Genomic DNA, 16,320 nt, shown 5'->3' with positions numbered 1-16,320 from the left:
ACCCCTGTTGTCAGGGTGATAGATTTGGGCGCGTTGGTCAACGGTTTCTTTTTGACCATGCCAACGGGGTGCTGGCACGGTCAGTTTAGGCTGCTGTTTTATCCGATGCCATGGCCGGACAGGGACAACAAGAATGAATCTTCAGGCAGGAAGCCCAATTGTTCAAAGCAGCTTAGCATGTCGAATTGGTTGTAAGCTTCGACAATCTTGCCGTTTGCCACCTTGATCATGACTTGCGCATCAGCCGAGATCGTTTTGCCATCCTGTTTACTTTGCGCTGTGATTGTCATTGCCGCGGCAAGCCAGTCATCGCTTTCAAAATATTGATGGAATTTGACATCGGTTACTTCGACAAGGCGTGCAAAAGCAGGCACAAGCCCTTTAAATTCTTCTGCCGTCATTGCCATATCGTTTACAAGACCTTCGGCGGCCGCCGTGGGGTGAAACAGCTCGTCAATTGCGTCGATATCAGCATTGATCCAGACGCGTTGGTACCAGTCTTCTAAAAGTGCGAAATGTTGCATGATCGTCCCTCCGATTAACAAAGGTTTACGTCATAGGTCTGAAGAAGTGGTAAATGCAGGATCAGCGTCCAAGCGCTTTCATGCCGCGCTCAAGACCTTCTAACGTCATTGGGACCATTTGGCCTTCAAAAATCTCGCGGATCATGGCGATGGAATGGGTATAATCCCAATATTTTTCCTGTAGCGGATTAATCCACAGATTGTCGGGCCATTGGTCACGCGCGCGTGTTAGCCAAGTCTGACCAGCTTCGGCGTTCCAGTGTTCATTCGCCCCGCCGACATAGGCGATTTCATAAGGAGACATCGACGCATCCCCGACGAAAATACATTTATAGTCAGAGCCATAGGTGCGCAGAACGTCATGGGTCGGGGTCTGGGCATTCCAGCGACGGCGATTGTCGCGCCAGACACCTTCGTACAGACAGTTGTGAAAGTAGAAATATTCCAGATGCTTGAATTCAGCGCGGGCGGCACTGAACAATTCCTCAACCACCTTGATATGCGGATCCATGGATCCGCCAACATCCAGAAACAGCAGTACTTTGACGGCATTGCGTCGTTCCGGGCGGGTCTGGACATCAAGATAGCCGTGTTCGGCCGTGGCGCGGATCGTCCCGTCCAGGTCTAGCTCTTCTGCAGCGCCATCGCGGGCCCACCGGCGCAGACGTTTCAGGGCGACCTTGATGTTACGGGTACCCAATTCAACTGTATCATCCAAATTGCGAAATTCGCGTTTATCCCAAACTTTGGTCGCGCGCTGATGGCGGCTTTCTTTTTGCCCAATCCGCACGCCTTCGGGATTATAACCATAGGCCCCAAAGGGTGACGTGCCCGCCGTGCCAATCCATTTATTGCCCCCCTGATGGCGACCTTCCTGATCTTTCAGCCGCTCTTTCAACGTTTCCATCAGTTTTTCAAACCCACCAAGGGCTTCGATTTCGGCTTTTTCTTCGGCAGTCAGATGTTTTTCAGCCATCTTTTCCAGCCAGTCGGCGGGAATGTCGACAGCCTCAAGCACTTGCGACATCTCAATCTGTTCCAAGCCTTCGAAACTGGCCGCAAAGGCGCGGTCGAACTTATCGATATTGCGTTCGTCTTTGACCATAGAGACGCGTGCTAAGTAATAAAATGCCTCAATATCATAGGTTGCAAGCCCCGCTTTCATTCCTTCCAGAAAGGTCAGATATTCGCGAACACTGACCGGAACGCCGATTTTCCTTAGATTATCAAAAAACGGCAGAAACATTATCAGACCCGTGACAGGATTGTCAGGATCAAGGCCGCTAGAACAAAGAATATAATGCCACCAACCAAAGCATAGTGACCGATATCAAAAGCCTCGCCTTTGCGCAGATAAGCGATCAGTCCACCAAACCCCATTCCGATAAATGCCGCGATAATCAGAAGACTAAAAAAGCCCATTTTACACATTAATTCCTTTGTTCGACCGATTTGGGCGACAGCGCTGCTATCTCGCTTAATCTTGCGCTGATTTCACGCGGTTCACCAAACCCATAACGAGCCCACCCCAGACTTTCCAGCCGTATTTCTGCCGCTTCATCCTTGCGTCCGATTTGATCAAGACCTTCCGCCTTCATCATAAGAAATGTGGACAAAAGGGCCGCGTTTTCAGATCGCATGACCGACGGAATGTAAGCATCAGCCAGATCAATTGCAGTTTGGCCATCACCACTGCGCAGCGCAAAGGCTGCAAGGTTCACGCCCACATGCGCACGCTGCAGTTTTGTGGTGGTGCTGGACCCGTAAAAGCGATCTGCATCCTGAAAATTATTCAACGATGTCACATTCGCAACGCCCATATTCAAACGTCCGACAATGAAGTGGCTGAATGCCAATCTGTTATCTGCCCATCCATTTCTTTGGGCAATCCGCAACGCTTTGCGGGCAGATGTCAGGCGGCTTGATGGGCTTCTGGTTGGGTTCAGCGCTGTTTCTATCGCATTGATCCAGGCGCGTTCTGTTTGGGGCGCGCGGGCAGGTATGCCGCGCCCGCCGGCAGGGTTCAGTCGCTGAATAACGCCAGGAAGAACTGACACCACTTGTTGTTGTGTCATGCCGTTTTTCAATACCGGATCGTAGTAGGCGCGCAGGATTAACATATCAAAACCAGTTAACACCGTATGGAAATTATCATCGTTAAAAACGCTGTCCGGCAGACGATAAAGATCATTCAAGGGGCCAAGACCTTGGGCAATTTCTTCGTGCAGACAATCGCGAATTTCCTGTGGGCTGGTTTCAGCAGGAATAAATACAGTAATTCGCGTACGTTTTGTCAGTGTCGCCCAATCGACAATCGCACTGCCGCGACGCTTGCGATAATCAGCCCAACCGCTGACACCGGGAACAACAAAACAGGCGGCATTTGGAACAGTGCGCTGAAGCTGATTGCGGGTTATAATCTCAACCGTGATGTTGGCATCTTTGCGGGTGGTTAGCTGAATTGGAATTTTTGCTTCGGATCGCAAACGTTCCAACAGGGCATTCAGATCCCCCATCAGGCTTGGCGGGGCAGGCTTTCCGCCGACACGAACAGATATCGGACCATCAAACCGGGTCAGTCGCGGCACTGCACGCCCGCTTTCCAACTGAAATGTCAAATCCAGAAAGTCACGCGCAATGGTGGCGTTTGATCTGATGGGTTGTTGCACTGTTGAGGTATTGAAAACCTTCATCGGTGGCAGTCGCATATCCAGCGGCGTGGCACGATCCGTCACGTCCGGGTTTGAACCGGGGCTGCAAGCGGTCAGCAGACCAATCAGGGGTAGGGCAATAAAACGCATCAGATCAGGGCCTTAGATATTTTATAAAGGGTGTCACCACACCGACCCGATCATAAAGCTGTCGTGCGGTTTTGTTGAACTCTTGTGTATTCCAATAAACGCTGTGTGACTCATTGGCATCAGCGGCTGCATAGACAGCTTCGATCAATTTACGACCAACGCCCTGACCGCGCACTTCAGGATCGGCATATAAGTCTTGAAGATAACACGTATTTTCCACTTTCCAGCAGTGTCTGTGAAAGACATAATGGACCAATCCGACAGGCTGATCATCCTGCACGGCCAACAGACAGGTAAAGTCCTGTGGATCATCCCCCAACAGTCTGGTGAATGTCGTTTCATAAACCGTCTCTGGCACAGAGCTTTCGTAAAATTCCAGATAAGCAGTCCAAAGGCGGCGCCATTCGCTGTGATCTTCGTGCGTAAGCGGGCGTATCGTGACGGCCATCTTAGCGTTGACCACGGGCGATAAAGGCCAAGCGTTCGAACAAATGTACATCCTGTTCATTCTTCAGCAAAGCACCGTGCAACTTGGGCAGTGCCGTTTTTCCATCGCGGCGCAGGTCTTCAGCAGTCAGATCCTCGGCCAATAGCAGCTTGAGCCAATCCAAAACTTCGGACGTTGATGGCTTTTTCTTCAGGCCAGCCGTTTCACGCAGTTCATAAAACTGTGTTAGCGCCGTGGTTAACAACGCATCCTTGATTCCCGGATGGTGTACTTCGACAATTTTCCGCATCGTCTGTTCATCCGGAAATTGTATGTAATGAAAAAAGCAGCGGCGCAAAAATGCGTCTGGCAACTCTTTTTCATTATTCGATGTAATGATTACAATCGGTCTTTGACGAGCTTTGATCGTTTCGCCTGTTTCATAGACATGAAACTCCATTCGGTCCAATTCTTGCAACAGATCATTGGGAAATTCGATGTCGGCTTTGTCGATTTCATCAATCAGCAGAACAGTTTTATCGTCAGCGTCGAATGCCTGCCAAAGTTTGCCTTTCTTGATGTAATTACTGACATCTTCAACTTTTGGGTCGCCCAGTTGACTGTCTCTCAGTCGACTAACCGCATCATATTCATACAAACCCTGCTGTGCGCGTGTGGTGGATTTGATATGCCACTCGATCATCGGCAACCCCAATGATCCTGCGACCTGGCGGGCCAATTCTGTCTTACCCGTACCTGGTTCGCCCTTAACCAACAGGGGTCGTTCCAGCGTTACAGCAGCGTTGACAGCGATCGTCAGATCTTCGGTCGCGACATAGCTTTCAGTTCCGGTAAATTTCATCTGCCTCTCGCTTGGGTTGTTTTTGTCAGCCCGACCGACATTAGCAGAGACAGGCAAACAGGCAACTGTGCGGTTTTGACTGGGATTTGCCTAGTGACACGGCTGCCAAGCTGGGTTAAATCGCGCCCGGGAGGGTTTTGAATGACCGATCAAGCAGGTATGTCAAAATCCGGTCTGCATGAGGGAGCAGGTATGAAAGCTGAAGTTTTTCTGCCGGACGATTATCGACCAGCCGAAGACGAACCGTTCATGAACGAACGGCAAGTTGAGTATTTTCGACGCAAATTGTTGAACTGGAAGAATGATCTTCTTTCTGACAGCAAAGATACGATCGAAGGTTTGCAAGACAGCACACGTAATATTCCAGATATCGCCGACCGCGCGAGCGAGGAAACAGACCGTGCGCTTGAACTTCGGACCCGTGATCGCCAGCGCAAGCTGGTCACTAAAATCGATGCGGCATTGCGCCGGATTGATGAAGGTGAATATGGATATTGCGAAAGTACTGGTGAACCAATTTCGCTAAAGCGGCTGGACGCACGACCTATTGCAACACTCAGCCTTGAGGCGCAGGAACGTCATGAACGTCGTGAAAAGGTTCATCGCGACGACTAACGTGCGTCACGGGGTCATCGGCATTTGGATATTCGGATGTCATTGACCGGAAAGACAATATTTATCATTGGCGCGGGTATTGCTGGTTTGGCAGTGGCCCGCGCCTTTGCTTTGCGGGGGGCACGGGTTCGAGTTTTTGAACAGGCCGCCGTCATTTCTGAAGTTGGCGCAGGTTTGCAGATCAGCCCGAATGGTCTGGCGGTTTTGCGTGCGCTGGATTTACAAGATGCTTTATCCAAAATCGCGACCAAGGCCGAAGCTGTCCAATTGCGTGACTACCGGGCAGGTCGTGACGTATTGCGGATTGATCTGACGCAATTACCGGATACCCAGTTCTATTCATTTGTACATCGCGCTGATTTGATTGATTTGTTGGCAACGGCGGCCCGCGACGTGGGCGTTGATGTTCAGGCGGGCGTACGCATTGACGATATCAAGTGTGGAACAACGCCAAGTGTTAGCATCGACGAACAAATACATGGCTGTGATATCCTGATCGGGGCCGATGGTTTGAATTCAGTGGTGCGGCATGTTTTGAACGGTACCGTTGCGCCGTTTTTTACCCATCAAGTCGCTTGGCGTGCGCTGGTGCCTGCAGATGGCGCGGCTTCAAAGCAAGTTAATGTCCATATGGGGCCTGGTCGCCATTTGGTAACTTATCCATTGCGCGATGAATCCTTGATCAATATTGTTGCGGTCGAGGAGCGCGGGGACTGGGCCGAGGAAGGTTGGTATCATCAGGATGACCCAGATAACTTGCGCCACGCGTTTTCAAATTTTTCAAATGATATTAAAGACTTAATAAAAAAAGTTGATGTTGTAAATCTATGGGGTCTTTTCCGCCATCCTGTTGCAGAAAGCTGGCACCGTGGTCATGTTGCGATCTTGGGAGATGCCGCCCACCCAACGTTGCCGTTTCTGGCACAAGGGGCGAATATGGCGCTTGAAGATGCCTGGGTTTTAGCTGCCAGCTTGGATGCGAATGATGAAATAGAGCATGGTTTGGCAGAATACCAAAGCCACCGCCATGCCCGGGTATCACGGGTCATTGATGCGGCCTCAAAAAATGCACGAAACTATCACCTGCGATTTCCACCGCTAAGATGGGCCGCCCATACGGCGCTGCGTTTGGGCGGTTCGATTGCGCCATCTGCCCCGCTTCGCCGATTTGACTGGCTTTACGGTGAAGATGTTACCTTAATAGACGGCAGCGGTCTCAAGCGTAGCTAACGATAAGATTGTATGCGTTTTCCAATCCACGCGATATACGTGTTCATCGATCTGCATATAAACCCAGCCGTCTGTCGCCCTTGGTAACCCATAATATTGTGTGTTCAGCAGCAAGGAATATTTGCCGACCGGTATCACATCACCGTCTTTGTATTTGGGTTCTTTAAAGGCTTTACCATTGTGATAAATCATGCCATCCGACGGATTGCCGTAAGCCACGATACATTTTGTTGCATTCTGAGTTGCGCATGTTTGTTCAGCAAGTGCCATCATTGGCATACACATCAACAGCGCTAAAAAACCAACGTTTTTCAACATTTGTCTATCTTTCTTTATGTTCGAATTTGATAGATTAACGTCGGCAAAACGAAAAAAGTTCCCAGACTTAGATTTTAAATTCACTGCGAATTTGATCAGTGCGCTCTTTGTCTTTTATCAAATGTTGCTGAACATAGCTTACTTTACCATCCATCTTGCCCCGGCGTTCAACCATGTTTTGACCGTGGTTCACCAGATAAAGGGCAGCGGGAAACGGAAAAGGCGCCATCTGAAAACCATAAAGCTGCATCCGGTCGATAATACGACCATGGGCTTTCATTTCATTCAGTAGATGCCGAAATTTTCGCGATGTACGAAAATCATAGCGGACCGCACAGCATGATCCGCAAAGTGCATAAAATGGAACTATGCCAATATCGGGATAGCGCGGTCCAAGTGGTGCAAAATTATCGTTGCTGACATCGTACATATAACCTGTTTCGACGAAATATCCCGCCCCATTGTTATCGCGACACATATGTTCAACAGCTTTTGGGTGCAGGATATCATCTGCATCAAAACGCATGTAATATCCATCCGTTTTAACAGTCCTGGCCACATGGCTGATGATCTGACGGCGCTTATCACCCTGATCGTTGAATTTGTCCGAGGTATAGGATTTCAAAAACTGAACTTGATTATCAAAATCGATGCCCTTTGGTTTGTCTTGACCACAGATGATCGCGCGCCATTGATCGCAAGTTTGAGCGCGAAAGCTGGCGACAGTTTGCGCCAGATTGGCGCAGGTTTCATCCCAATCGGGGGCACGGCGACGCGATACAAGATTGACGGCAAAGATAACCACAGGCTGATCTGACGGGGGATCAAGTGGTGTCGTAGCGCGCCACAGCTTGACCTTTAATCCCATTTGCCAAGCCGTTTTGCCGCGCCATATGTCTTTTAGAATGCCCATTTATGCGGCGAGCTCGACCCAGACAGGCACGTGATCTGACGGTTTGTCACGTCCGCGTACATTGGCATCAATCTGGCAGTCGGTCATCAGATCAGCACATTGTGGAGTCAACAGGAAATGATCGATTCGGATACCATCGTTCTTGTTCCACGCACCTGCCTGATAATCCCAAAAGCTGTATTGTTCAGGGGCATGATTGCGGGCGCGGAACGCTTCGGTAAACCCAAGGTTCAGGATCCTGCGAAAGGCCGCGCGACTTTCCAAGCGAAACAGTGCGTCATCGCGCCATGCGTCGGGCCGTTTTGCGTCCTCGGCCTGTGGGATGATATTATAATCGCCCGCCATAAGGGCTGGTTCTTCCAATGTCATCAAATCTTTTGCGCGGGCGTGCAGCCGTTCCATCCAAGCCAGTTTGTAATCATATTTGGGTCCGGGCGTTGGGTTTCCATTGGGCAAATACAGCCCGCAGATCCGAATGGCTTTTTCCCCGACAACGGTCGCTTCGATCCAGCGGGCCTGTTCGTCATCGTCATCGCCGGGCAGGCCGCGCTGTACGTCTTCCAGTGGCAGCTTGGACAAGATTGCGACGCCGTTAAAGCTTTTCTGCCCGTGGGTTTCGACGTTATAGCCCCTGTCTTCGAAAACGTCGCGCGGGAATGCATCGTCGACCGATTTGATTTCCTGCAAAAGCACGACGTCAGGCTGCGCCTCATCCAGCCATTCCGGCAGTGCATTGATACGGGCCTTGATGCCGTTGATGTTAAAGGTGGCAATTTTCATCAAGTAATCCCTGTTCAGCCTGGTTTAATTACGTCTTTAGAATAGACGTACCCGCATAGATCGCACTTTCACCCAGCATTTCTTCGATACGGATCAGTTGGTTATATTTGGCCAACCGGTCAGATCGTGCCAGCGATCCGGTCTTGATCTGTCCGCAGTTCGTTGCAACGGCTAGATCCGCAATCGTGGCGTCTTCGGTTTCGCCGGAACGGTGTGACATCACATTGGTCATGCCAGCCCGGTGGGCCATATCGACGGCACGCAGGGTTTCAGTCAGGCTGCCGATCTGGTTTACTTTGACCAGCATTGAATTGGCGCTGCCTTTTTCGATACCCATGGACAGGCGGGCAGGGTTGGTGACAAACAAATCGTCGCCCACCAGTTGTACGCGGTCACCCAAGCGGTCCGTTAGCGCCTTCCATCCGTCCCAGTCATCTTCGGACATGCCGTCTTCGATCGAGATGATGGGATAGTCATTTACCAAGGCTTCCAGGTAATCTACATTCGCGTCAGAGCTTAGCGTCTGATTTTCACCGGCCAGCACATACTGGCCATTCTTGTAATATTCAGTCGCTGCGCAATCGAGGGCAAGATAGATTTCCTCGCCCGGTTTGTAGCCAGCTTTTTCGATAGACTTCAGAATGAAATCAAGTGCATCGCGGGTCGAGCTTAGGTTGGGTGCAAAGCCACCTTCGTCACCGATACCCGTCGAAAGGCCCGCCGCTGACAGTTCTTTTTTCAGTGTGTGAAACACTTCTGACCCCATGCGGACCGCTTCGCGAATATTGTCGGCACTGACGGGCATGATCATGAATTCTTGAATATCAATCGGGTTATCAGCGTGTTCGCCCCCGTTGATGATATTCATCATGGGCACCGGCAAGACGCGCGCCGATGTGCCGCCCACATAGCGAAACAGGGGCTGTGCCGTATAATCTGCGGCCGCTTTGGCCACGGCCAATGACACGCCAAGGATCGCGTTTGCACCAAGACGGCACTTGTTATCGGTGCCGTCCAATTCGATCATCGCTTCGTCAATGGCAACCTGTTCAACAGCGTCCATTCCGACCAGATCTTCGGCGATCTCGCCATTCACAGATGCGACGGCATCAAGCACACCTTTGCCCATATAGCGGCCCTTGTCGCCATCACGTTTTTCCACCGCCTCATACGCGCCGGTGGATGCACCTGATGGTACTGCGGCCCGACCCATGGTGCCGTCTTCCAGGATCACGTCGACTTCGACCGTTGGGTTGCCGCGGCTGTCCAGAATTTCGCGGGCGTGGATGTCGATTATCGTGCTCATCAGGGCTGTCCTTTACGTGGCGTCGGTTTGCGCAGCATTAGCGCGATGGAGCAGAAGATGAAACCCCCACACGACGTTCCCGCCACACAGTGAACAGGCCAGAGGCCACAATAATGATAGCGCCAACAATCACCCATCTGTCTGGTTGTTCATCAAAGACCAATATTCCAAGGATCATTGCGAAAACGATCCGCGAGTAGCGGAAGGGGGTCACAAACGATACTTCGCCCACACGCATCGCTGCAACGATGGCGTAATAAGCCAGAACCCCAGTGATCAGCGCAAGGGACATGTAGATCCCGTTTGCCTGTGTCGGCATGATCAATGTTGTTTGATTAAAAGCCATCAACATCAGACCTGCGGGAAAGATGATCGCGAACCCATAGGTGGACAGTTGCATCGACGAAATTGTGGATGGCACGCGCCGTGTGGCAATATCACGTACCGCCAGCCCTATGGCGCCTTGAACCGCGAACAGGGATGCGGGTTCAAACCCGTCAACGCCGGGGCGAATGACCAATAGAACACCCATAAATCCAACGATAATCGCCAACCATCTGCGCCATCCGACCTGTTCTTGTAAAAACAACGCGGCCCCCAAGGTCACGACTAGCGGTGTGGCCTGCAAAATCGTGGATGCGCTGGACAAATCGGTCATGACAATTGCGGTAACATAACCCAAAGTGCCAATGACCTCGCCCAGATTGCGCAGAATGACAGCGCCGTTCAGCAGATCGGATGACCACAATCTGCGGCCCTGCATGGCTGTGATTGTCGCAAAGATCAAAGCGCCGCCAAGACCCAGCATGGCAAGGATTTGCCCGGTTGGTAGCTGATCGGACATCAGTTTGATGAACATATCCTCAATGGCGAAACCCACCATTGCTGCAATCATCAAAAGGGCCCCGCGCAGGTTGTCCAACGGGTCAGGCTTTGTTGTCAGGCTGTGTACCTTTGATCGGTACACCGTATAATTCCAGCCTGTGCCCTTTCAGGGTATAGCCCAATTTTTGCGCGATTTTTTCCTGTAACGCTTCGATATCCGGGTCGACAAATTCGATTACTTCACCTGAATTCATGTCGATCAGATGATCATGATGATCCCGGTCTGCGGTTTCATACCGTGCGCGGCCATCTCCAAAATCATGTTTGTCCAGAATGCCCGCTTCTTCGAACAGCTTGACCGTGCGATAGACCGTCGCGATTGAGATACGCGGGTCAGCCGCACTGGCACGCGCATAAAGTTCTTCGACATCAGGGTGATCGTCGGCATCCTGTAACACACCCGCAATTGTGCGGCGTTGTTCGGTCATGCGCAGGCCTTTTGCCTCGCAGCGGTCTTGGATTGTATCGCCCATCGTGTCCTCGGGTTCATGGTAGGCATGGGTTTATCCAAGCCAACCCACAGTTTCCACCCCCGATGCGAACGACCGTAGATTTATCGCCAATTGGTGCCGCGCATGACGCAGTTTCGTCAACTGTAAAGCGGATCAACACCCATATCATAGTGCAATGCATTCACTGTGGTTTGATCCAGCATCAGCGCTTGTGCCAGATCATTAAGATATCTGGCCTCGGCAGGGGTATCGACCTCGATGGCCATCAGCGACATGGAGTACACCTGTTCGCGCAAATCGACGGGTGTGTCGGCCGCCAAAGCATCAATATCGACGGGGGCTTTTAGCTGTGACTTAACAAAAGCAATATCTGCGTTATCCGCATCATCGTCCAATGTTTCCATGATTTGCGTCTTTTCATCGTCATCAATTACGCCGTCAGATTTCGCAGACTGGATCATCGCGCGCAGCATCAGGCTGGCGACCTGTTCGTCTTCATCTGTTGCAGGTTTGTCGTTGAACTGATCCAGTAGTCCGCGCACATCTTCGCGCTTGCCTTCAGGCGCGCTTTGCGTCGGCAGGGCATGACGGTTCTGAAAACCGCGCATCATACCGGCCAACCCACCAGTGCCGCCTTGACCATTGCCCTTGAACAAAGATGCCAAGCCTTGCCCGCGTGATATCTTGCGAACGCCATGGGCGGCGGCGTATCCAATACCGATTTTAATCAATGTCCGTGTTAGACTCATTTCATATCCCTGTCGTCAAATGTTACGCCTTAACGTCAATATAGGGATAAATTTGCCAACCCCAAAATCAAGGCGTTTGCAAAGCCTGATAGGTACATTGATCATAGTTTTGCAGCCAGCCGGATTTATAAAGCGGTTGCATTGTCACCCTGCGTTTCAAATCATCGCGTATACGTGGGCTTTTGTGATACCGTTCGGTGGATAAAAGCGTTTCGACGGGGCTTGCAAGTTTGATCCAAGATGGTTCGCCTGACAGCGTTGCGATAACGCCAACCATACAACGATTACGATTAACACAGCTGGCTTCACACAGCTTTTGTATCGGACTGTATTCAGGGCGCAGTGCCATCTGTTCGGCCAGCGCAGTTGCAACAATATTGCTTCCGGTCTGACTGGGTAACGGGATCGACTGCAGCAAAATCCGATCTGATGATTGTTCAGGTTGTTTGGTTTTAGAGGTCGTTCCAATCGATTGTGGGGCACCCAGCACACTTTCGATATAAGCTTTGGCAGCACCTGTAACAGCAGGATTTTCATGCAATTTTGCCAATGTTTCAAGATTGCCCTGATTGCCGATTGAGATCAGCGGAAGTAATGCCGATTGTTGTTCGTTAAATTCAAGCAATGTCCCGATCGCATCGGCTTTTTCACCGACTCTGCGAGATTTCAAAAGGGCCGCGGCCAAGGCGCTGTCGTTCTGTGCACGCTCAAGCCAGCTTTTACCCGATAAGCCTTCTGGTTGGCGCAAAAGTGCGATCCGGTCTGCCCGTGACAGACTGCCCGTCACATGAGTATGCAAATGCAACAGCGGTTCCAACTGTCCCAGAAATATCTGTGCGGCCGTATTGTCGTCGCGGGCAAGTTCGGAAAATACAGTCAGGGCTGCGGTGTCATCACCATCCAGCCAAAGATCTATCGCTGCCTGGAACTTTGGAGCATCTTGTCCGGGGATTGTATTGGCCCATGCAAAGACGGGCATGAAAATACATAGGATCGAGGCGAATAATCGCAGCATTATGATGTCTCTGTTTCGGTGCCGACGCGTTTTGCAAGTGGGGCGACTGTCAAACCTTGCACAATTATCGAGAATAATACGATCACATACGTCGCCGTAAGGATGAGTGGTTTCCATTCATTGTCGGGCAAGCTAAGAGCAAGTGCAACCGAAATCCCACCTTTTAATCCGCCCCACGTCATAATCGGCACCACACCTTTGGAAAATTCGCGAAAAGGCTTCAGCATAAGGACTGGAACCACAACTGCGGCAAAGCGCCCTAGTAAAGCCAGACAAATCGCCAGGACACCCGACAGCAGGAAATTCCATTCAAAGGCAATCGCGAAAACCTCAAACCCGATCATCAGGAACAGCACCGCGTTCAGGATTTCGTCGATCAGCTTCCAAAAGGCATCGACATATTGCCGTGTCTCAGCGCTCATCCCGTGTTTTGTACCGATGTCACCAATCAAAAGCCCTGCACAAACGGCCATGATCGGGGCCGAAACATGAAGATAGACCGCCAATTCATAGCCACCAAAAGCAAGCCCAAGGGTGATCAGGACCTCAAGCGAATAATCATCAATCCGGCGCATGACGCGGAATGTCAGCCATCCCAGAACGATACCCAGAACAGCCCCGCCGACCGCTTCTTGTACAAAAAGTAAAGCGGCACCACTGAATGTTGATCCGTGGCTGTCAGCTGCGGGAAAGGCCAGGCTGATCAGGACCAGAAAAACGACATAGCCAACGCCATCATTGAACAGACTTTCGCCCGCGATTTTGGTTTCCAGTGATTTTTTCAGATTGGCGGCGCGCAAAACACCCAAAACCGCAACAGGATCTGTGGGCGACACAAGGCTGCCAAAGACCAATGCGACCAGCAGTGGCATACCTGTGATCCAGGAAAACCCGACGCCGACAATGACCGTCGACAATCCGATGCCAATTGTGGCCATCAGAAAAACGATCACCCATTCTTTCTTCAGATCTGAAAGTTTGACATGCAAGGCGCCGGCAAACAGCAAAAGCCCCAGCATGCCCTCAAGCAACGCATCCGAGAATTCGATGTCCAAAACAATGCCGCGCACTGCATCGGCTGTTCCAAGGGCTGGGTATATAAGATCGACGATCATCACACCAAATGACGCAAAAAGCGCCACAACCATGATTCCGATGGCCGAAGGTAATTTTAGATAAAGATAATTGATCGCGCCAAAGGCACCCGCCAGAACGATCAGTAACGAGGTAATCTGTAAAATATTCATTTTCTACCCAGAATTCAATTCTTAGCTGTTTTAGGTCAGCGTGCTTTACGCCGCAATGCATGCTGTGGCGTAAAGCAATTAAATCACAGATAGATTTGGCATGCGACATTTTGGCCCTAGTTTAAAAGGCGAACACAAAAACCGGAGAAACATCATGGCAGCCAGTACTTCCGCCGCAATGCGTATCAAAGATCGATCCGAATATGCCAGCAAGCCCAGACCGCTGACATTCCCGCCCGACGCGATTGTGTTCGACGCGGTTGCTGCGATGTGTGAAAAAAACTATGGCTCTGTGGTTGTGGTTGACCCTGATGACAAAGTAATCGGCGTCATGACCGAACGCGATATCATGCGTAAACTGGTCCATGGTGGCATGGATGCAAAAACGACGAAAATCAGTCAGATTATGACGGATGAGCCGCGCGTGGCCCGCGAAGATGATGATCTTGTGGATTGGTTGCGGATCATGTCGAACGAACGGTTCCGCCGATTACCGATTGTCGATGATGAAGGTCGGATCAAGGCCGTGTTCACGCAAGGCGATTTTGTATCCTATACATGGCCGGACCTTATGGGGCAGGCGAAAGAACTGGTAAAGGCGTCCATCGGGAAAAACTGGCACTTTTTCCTGATCGGGGGCGGTATCATGCTTTATACGCTGCTGATGATTGTCGTGTTGCGCGGCGTGACCTAGCTAAGCGCCGGTGAGACCTCTGCGGCTTGCGATTCATGTCCCGACATAAACGCCGCAGATCACGTCCCGCAAAAAGTTTGGGTCACGACCTGGTCTGGTTTTGGCGGTTTTGTAAGATTGTGGTCCGTATCGTCGAATGGTGTGGCAAGTGCATTCATCAAACGATCAAAAGGCGCTTTGTCACCTTGGATTGCGGCTTGGATCATGTCTTCGGTGCGATGATTGCGCGGGATAATGGCGGGGTTGGCCAATCGCATGACCTTTTCGGGATCAGGTTCGGATTTGATGCGATCGCGCCATAATTTGGCCCAGGCCTCAAACGGATTGGGTTCGGCGAATTGCTCTGTTGCAGTATCGGTGATCAAACCACGGAATGTATTCGTGAAATCCGCTTCTTGCTGCGTCATAAGATCAAGCAGGTCGTGGATCATCTGTACATCGCCATCCTGCATGTTGGTGATGCCGATTTTTTGTAAGAAGAGAGTTTGCCAGTGTTCAGCAAAAATCGGGGCAAATCCATTTACGGCCTCGGTAAAATCCTCAATCGCCGCATCCCTGTCTGGCATCAGCGGCAGAAGGGCCGTCGCGAACTGCGCCAAGTTCCAGGCCGCAATATCGGGTTGTTTTGCATAGGCATAGCGACCGTAGTGATCGATTGAACTGAAGACCTGCATGGGATGATAATCATCCATAAAGGCGCAAGGCCCATAGTCGATCGTCTCGCCTGCGATCTGGCAATTGTCCGTGTTCATCACGCCGTGGATAAAGCCGACGCCCATCCATTTGGCGATCAGTTCGGCCTGACGGGCCGCGACTTGCTTCAACAGGTCAAGCGGTGTTTCGGCGTCCGGGTAATGGCGTTGAATGACGTAACCGGTTAAATCGCGCAGTGCGTCTGTGTCTTGGCGGGCGGCGAAGAACTGAAAGGTGCCAACGCGGATATGGCTTTGGGCGACGCGGGTCAGAACAGAGCCGGGCAGGGGGCGTTCACGGATCACAGGTTGGCCCGTAGTTACAGCGGCCAGTGCACGGGTGGTTGGAATGCCCATTGCATGCATCGCCTCTGACACGACATATTCGCGCAATACCGGGCCCAACCAGGCGCGGCCATCACCATTGCGGGAATAAGGTGTGGGGCCAGACCCCTTTAGCTGGACATCACGGCGGACCCCGTCACGTCCGATAACCTCGCCCAGCAAAATTGCGCGGCCGTCGCCCAACTGCGGATTCCAGCCTCCGAACTGATGGCCGGCATAGGCCTGCGCCAAAGGGTCAGCATTGTCCGGTAACGCATTACCGGAAAAGACTTTTGCCGGATCCATCCCAGTCAGATCAACATTCAGATCATTCGCCAATGCTTCGTTCACCGCAAAAATCCGCGGCTCTGCCACAGGGGTCGGGCGCAGCTTGCTATAGAACCGGTTGGGCAGGCGTGCATAGGTATTGTCAAAAGGGATCGCGATGCTCATACGGTTTATCTAAGGTGTTTCTTGGGTCATTGA

General features: G+C 51.3%; 19 protein-coding genes. 3 read left to right on the top strand and 16 right to left on the bottom strand.

Going from position 1 to position 16,320, the window contains the following annotated elements; translation table 11 throughout:
• Positions 1 to 98: 98 nt before the first annotated feature.
• The 6 genes from HRQ87_RS16535 to HRQ87_RS16510 form a co-directional block, all read right to left on the bottom strand.
• Positions 99 to 524, bottom strand: a complete 426-nt coding sequence (locus HRQ87_RS16535) for an ester cyclase (RefSeq protein WP_174139552.1) — start codon at positions 522 to 524, stop codon at positions 99 to 101.
• Positions 525 to 585: 61 nt separating this feature from the next.
• On the bottom strand, positions 586 to 1,770 hold the full coding sequence (locus HRQ87_RS16530) for a vWA domain-containing protein (RefSeq protein WP_174139551.1): 1,185 nt from the start codon (positions 1,768 to 1,770) through the stop codon (positions 586 to 588).
• Positions 1,771 to 1,772: 2 nt separating this feature from the next.
• The gene (locus HRQ87_RS16525) at positions 1,773 to 1,946 is read right to left on the bottom strand and encodes a hypothetical protein (protein WP_174139550.1); all 174 of its coding nucleotides are present in this window, start codon (positions 1,944 to 1,946) and stop codon (positions 1,773 to 1,775) included.
• Between the two features lie 8 nt (positions 1,947 to 1,954).
• Positions 1,955 to 3,325, bottom strand: a complete 1,371-nt coding sequence (locus tag HRQ87_RS16520) for a DUF2927 domain-containing protein (protein WP_174139549.1) — start codon at positions 3,323 to 3,325, stop codon at positions 1,955 to 1,957.
• 4 nt (positions 3,326 to 3,329) lie between these two features.
• Positions 3,330 to 3,773, bottom strand: a complete 444-nt coding sequence (locus HRQ87_RS16515; protein ID WP_174139548.1) for a GNAT family N-acetyltransferase — start codon at positions 3,771 to 3,773, stop codon at positions 3,330 to 3,332.
• Between the two features lies 1 nt (position 3,774).
• Positions 3,775 to 4,614 (bottom strand): AAA family ATPase, encoded by an 840-nt coding sequence (locus HRQ87_RS16510; RefSeq protein ID WP_174139547.1) that lies wholly within the window; start codon positions 4,612 to 4,614, stop codon positions 3,775 to 3,777.
• A gap of 192 nt (positions 4,615 to 4,806) precedes the next feature.
• Between HRQ87_RS16510 and dksA the strand changes: the two genes are divergently transcribed.
• Together dksA and HRQ87_RS16500 are read left to right on the top strand one after the other, a co-directional pair.
• Complete coding sequence (gene dksA / locus HRQ87_RS16505; RefSeq protein ID WP_174139606.1) at positions 4,807 to 5,229, top strand: RNA polymerase-binding protein DksA; 423 nt, start codon at positions 4,807 to 4,809, stop codon at positions 5,227 to 5,229.
• A gap of 36 nt (positions 5,230 to 5,265) precedes the next feature.
• Positions 5,266 to 6,459: an FAD-dependent monooxygenase gene (locus HRQ87_RS16500; protein ID WP_174139546.1), complete on the top strand. Its 1,194-nt coding sequence runs from the start codon at positions 5,266 to 5,268 to the stop codon at positions 6,457 to 6,459.
• Here the strand turns inward: HRQ87_RS16500 and HRQ87_RS16495 are convergent.
• The 9 genes from HRQ87_RS16495 to HRQ87_RS16455 all read right to left on the bottom strand — a co-directional run bounded on the left by HRQ87_RS16495 (position 6,427) and on the right by HRQ87_RS16455 (position 14,124).
• Positions 6,427 to 6,777, bottom strand: a complete 351-nt coding sequence (locus HRQ87_RS16495) for a hypothetical protein (protein ID WP_174139545.1) — start codon at positions 6,775 to 6,777, stop codon at positions 6,427 to 6,429. The genes HRQ87_RS16500 and HRQ87_RS16495 overlap by 33 nt on opposite strands.
• Before the next feature lie 67 nt (positions 6,778 to 6,844).
• Entirely contained in the window at positions 6,845 to 7,690 is an 846-nt protein-coding gene (locus HRQ87_RS16490) for a glycosyltransferase family 2 protein (RefSeq protein ID WP_174139544.1), read from the bottom strand.
• Positions 7,691 to 8,470: an exodeoxyribonuclease III gene (xth, locus tag HRQ87_RS16485; RefSeq protein WP_174139543.1), complete on the bottom strand. Its 780-nt coding sequence runs from the start codon at positions 8,468 to 8,470 to the stop codon at positions 7,691 to 7,693.
• A 28-nt stretch (positions 8,471 to 8,498) separates the two neighbouring features.
• Positions 8,499 to 9,776 carry a phosphopyruvate hydratase gene (gene eno, locus HRQ87_RS16480; protein WP_174139542.1) on the bottom strand — a complete coding sequence of 426 codons (1,278 nt, stop codon included), beginning with the start codon at positions 9,774 to 9,776 and terminating at the stop codon, positions 8,499 to 8,501.
• A 37-nt stretch (positions 9,777 to 9,813) separates the two neighbouring features.
• On the bottom strand, positions 9,814 to 10,698 hold the full coding sequence (locus HRQ87_RS16475) for a DMT family transporter (RefSeq protein WP_174139605.1): 885 nt from the start codon (positions 10,696 to 10,698) through the stop codon (positions 9,814 to 9,816).
• 4 nt (positions 10,699 to 10,702) lie between these two features.
• The gene (locus tag HRQ87_RS16470) at positions 10,703 to 11,134 is read right to left on the bottom strand and encodes a Fur family transcriptional regulator (protein WP_174139541.1); all 432 of its coding nucleotides are present in this window, start codon (positions 11,132 to 11,134) and stop codon (positions 10,703 to 10,705) included.
• 116 nt (positions 11,135 to 11,250) lie between these two features.
• Positions 11,251 to 11,862, bottom strand: a complete 612-nt coding sequence (locus HRQ87_RS16465; RefSeq protein ID WP_174139540.1) for a DUF533 domain-containing protein — start codon at positions 11,860 to 11,862, stop codon at positions 11,251 to 11,253.
• Positions 11,863 to 11,929: 67 nt separating this feature from the next.
• The gene (locus HRQ87_RS16460) at positions 11,930 to 12,877 is read right to left on the bottom strand and encodes a hypothetical protein (RefSeq protein WP_174139539.1); all 948 of its coding nucleotides are present in this window, start codon (positions 12,875 to 12,877) and stop codon (positions 11,930 to 11,932) included.
• Positions 12,877 to 14,124, bottom strand: a complete 1,248-nt coding sequence (locus HRQ87_RS16455) for a cation:proton antiporter (protein WP_174139538.1) — start codon at positions 14,122 to 14,124, stop codon at positions 12,877 to 12,879. The genes HRQ87_RS16460 and HRQ87_RS16455 overlap by 1 nt, the downstream gene beginning before the upstream one ends.
• 154 nt (positions 14,125 to 14,278) lie before the next feature.
• Here HRQ87_RS16455 and HRQ87_RS16450 point away from each other — a divergent pair, with 154 nt between their 5' ends.
• Positions 14,279 to 14,818 (top strand): CBS domain-containing protein, encoded by a 540-nt coding sequence (locus tag HRQ87_RS16450; RefSeq protein ID WP_174139537.1) that lies wholly within the window; start codon positions 14,279 to 14,281, stop codon positions 14,816 to 14,818.
• A 59-nt stretch (positions 14,819 to 14,877) separates the two neighbouring features.
• On the opposite strand, the gene HRQ87_RS16445 is transcribed toward HRQ87_RS16450, so the two are convergent.
• Complete coding sequence (locus HRQ87_RS16445; protein WP_174139536.1) at positions 14,878 to 16,287, bottom strand: protein adenylyltransferase SelO; 1,410 nt, start codon at positions 16,285 to 16,287, stop codon at positions 14,878 to 14,880.
• Between the last annotated feature and the right edge of the window lie 33 nt (positions 16,288 to 16,320).

The sequence above is a fragment of the Parasulfitobacter algicola genome, assembly GCF_013315265.1.
Lineage (GTDB): Bacteria > Pseudomonadota > Alphaproteobacteria > Rhodobacterales > Rhodobacteraceae > Parasulfitobacter > Parasulfitobacter algicola.
The sequence above is the reverse complement of the archived record's forward strand: the minus strand, read 5'-3'. Positions and strand labels throughout refer to the sequence as shown.

Coding starts and splice junctions, on each gene's coding strand:
- HRQ87_RS16510 (WP_174139547.1), bottom strand. CDS start 4,614: ATGAAATTTACCGGAACTGAAAGCTATGTCGCGACCGAAGATCTGACG.
- HRQ87_RS16455 (WP_174139538.1), bottom strand. CDS start 14,124: ATGAATATTTTACAGATTACCTCGTTACTGATCGTTCTGGCGGGTGCC.
- HRQ87_RS16490 (WP_174139544.1), bottom strand. CDS start 7,690: ATGGGCATTCTAAAAGACATATGGCGCGGCAAAACGGCTTGGCAAATG.
- HRQ87_RS16445 (WP_174139536.1), bottom strand. CDS start 16,287: ATGAGCATCGCGATCCCTTTTGACAATACCTATGCACGCCTGCCCAAC.
- eno (WP_174139542.1), bottom strand. CDS start 9,776: ATGAGCACGATAATCGACATCCACGCCCGCGAAATTCTGGACAGCCGC.
- HRQ87_RS16495 (WP_174139545.1), bottom strand. CDS start 6,777: ATGTTGAAAAACGTTGGTTTTTTAGCGCTGTTGATGTGTATGCCAATG.
- HRQ87_RS16525 (WP_174139550.1), bottom strand. CDS start 1,946: ATGGGCTTTTTTAGTCTTCTGATTATCGCGGCATTTATCGGAATGGGG.
- HRQ87_RS16530 (WP_174139551.1), bottom strand. CDS start 1,770: ATGTTTCTGCCGTTTTTTGATAATCTAAGGAAAATCGGCGTTCCGGTC.
- xth (WP_174139543.1), bottom strand. CDS start 8,470: ATGAAAATTGCCACCTTTAACATCAACGGCATCAAGGCCCGTATCAAT.
- HRQ87_RS16465 (WP_174139540.1), bottom strand. CDS start 11,862: ATGAGTCTAACACGGACATTGATTAAAATCGGTATTGGATACGCCGCC.
- HRQ87_RS16470 (WP_174139541.1), bottom strand. CDS start 11,134: ATGGGCGATACAATCCAAGACCGCTGCGAGGCAAAAGGCCTGCGCATG.
- dksA (WP_174139606.1), top strand. CDS start 4,807: ATGAAAGCTGAAGTTTTTCTGCCGGACGATTATCGACCAGCCGAAGAC.
- HRQ87_RS16535 (WP_174139552.1), bottom strand. CDS start 524: ATGCAACATTTCGCACTTTTAGAAGACTGGTACCAACGCGTCTGGATC.
- HRQ87_RS16460 (WP_174139539.1), bottom strand. CDS start 12,877: ATGCTGCGATTATTCGCCTCGATCCTATGTATTTTCATGCCCGTCTTT.
- HRQ87_RS16450 (WP_174139537.1), top strand. CDS start 14,279: ATGGCAGCCAGTACTTCCGCCGCAATGCGTATCAAAGATCGATCCGAA.
- HRQ87_RS16500 (WP_174139546.1), top strand. CDS start 5,266: ATGTCATTGACCGGAAAGACAATATTTATCATTGGCGCGGGTATTGCT.
- HRQ87_RS16515 (WP_174139548.1), bottom strand. CDS start 3,773: ATGGCCGTCACGATACGCCCGCTTACGCACGAAGATCACAGCGAATGG.
- HRQ87_RS16520 (WP_174139549.1), bottom strand. CDS start 3,325: ATGCGTTTTATTGCCCTACCCCTGATTGGTCTGCTGACCGCTTGCAGC.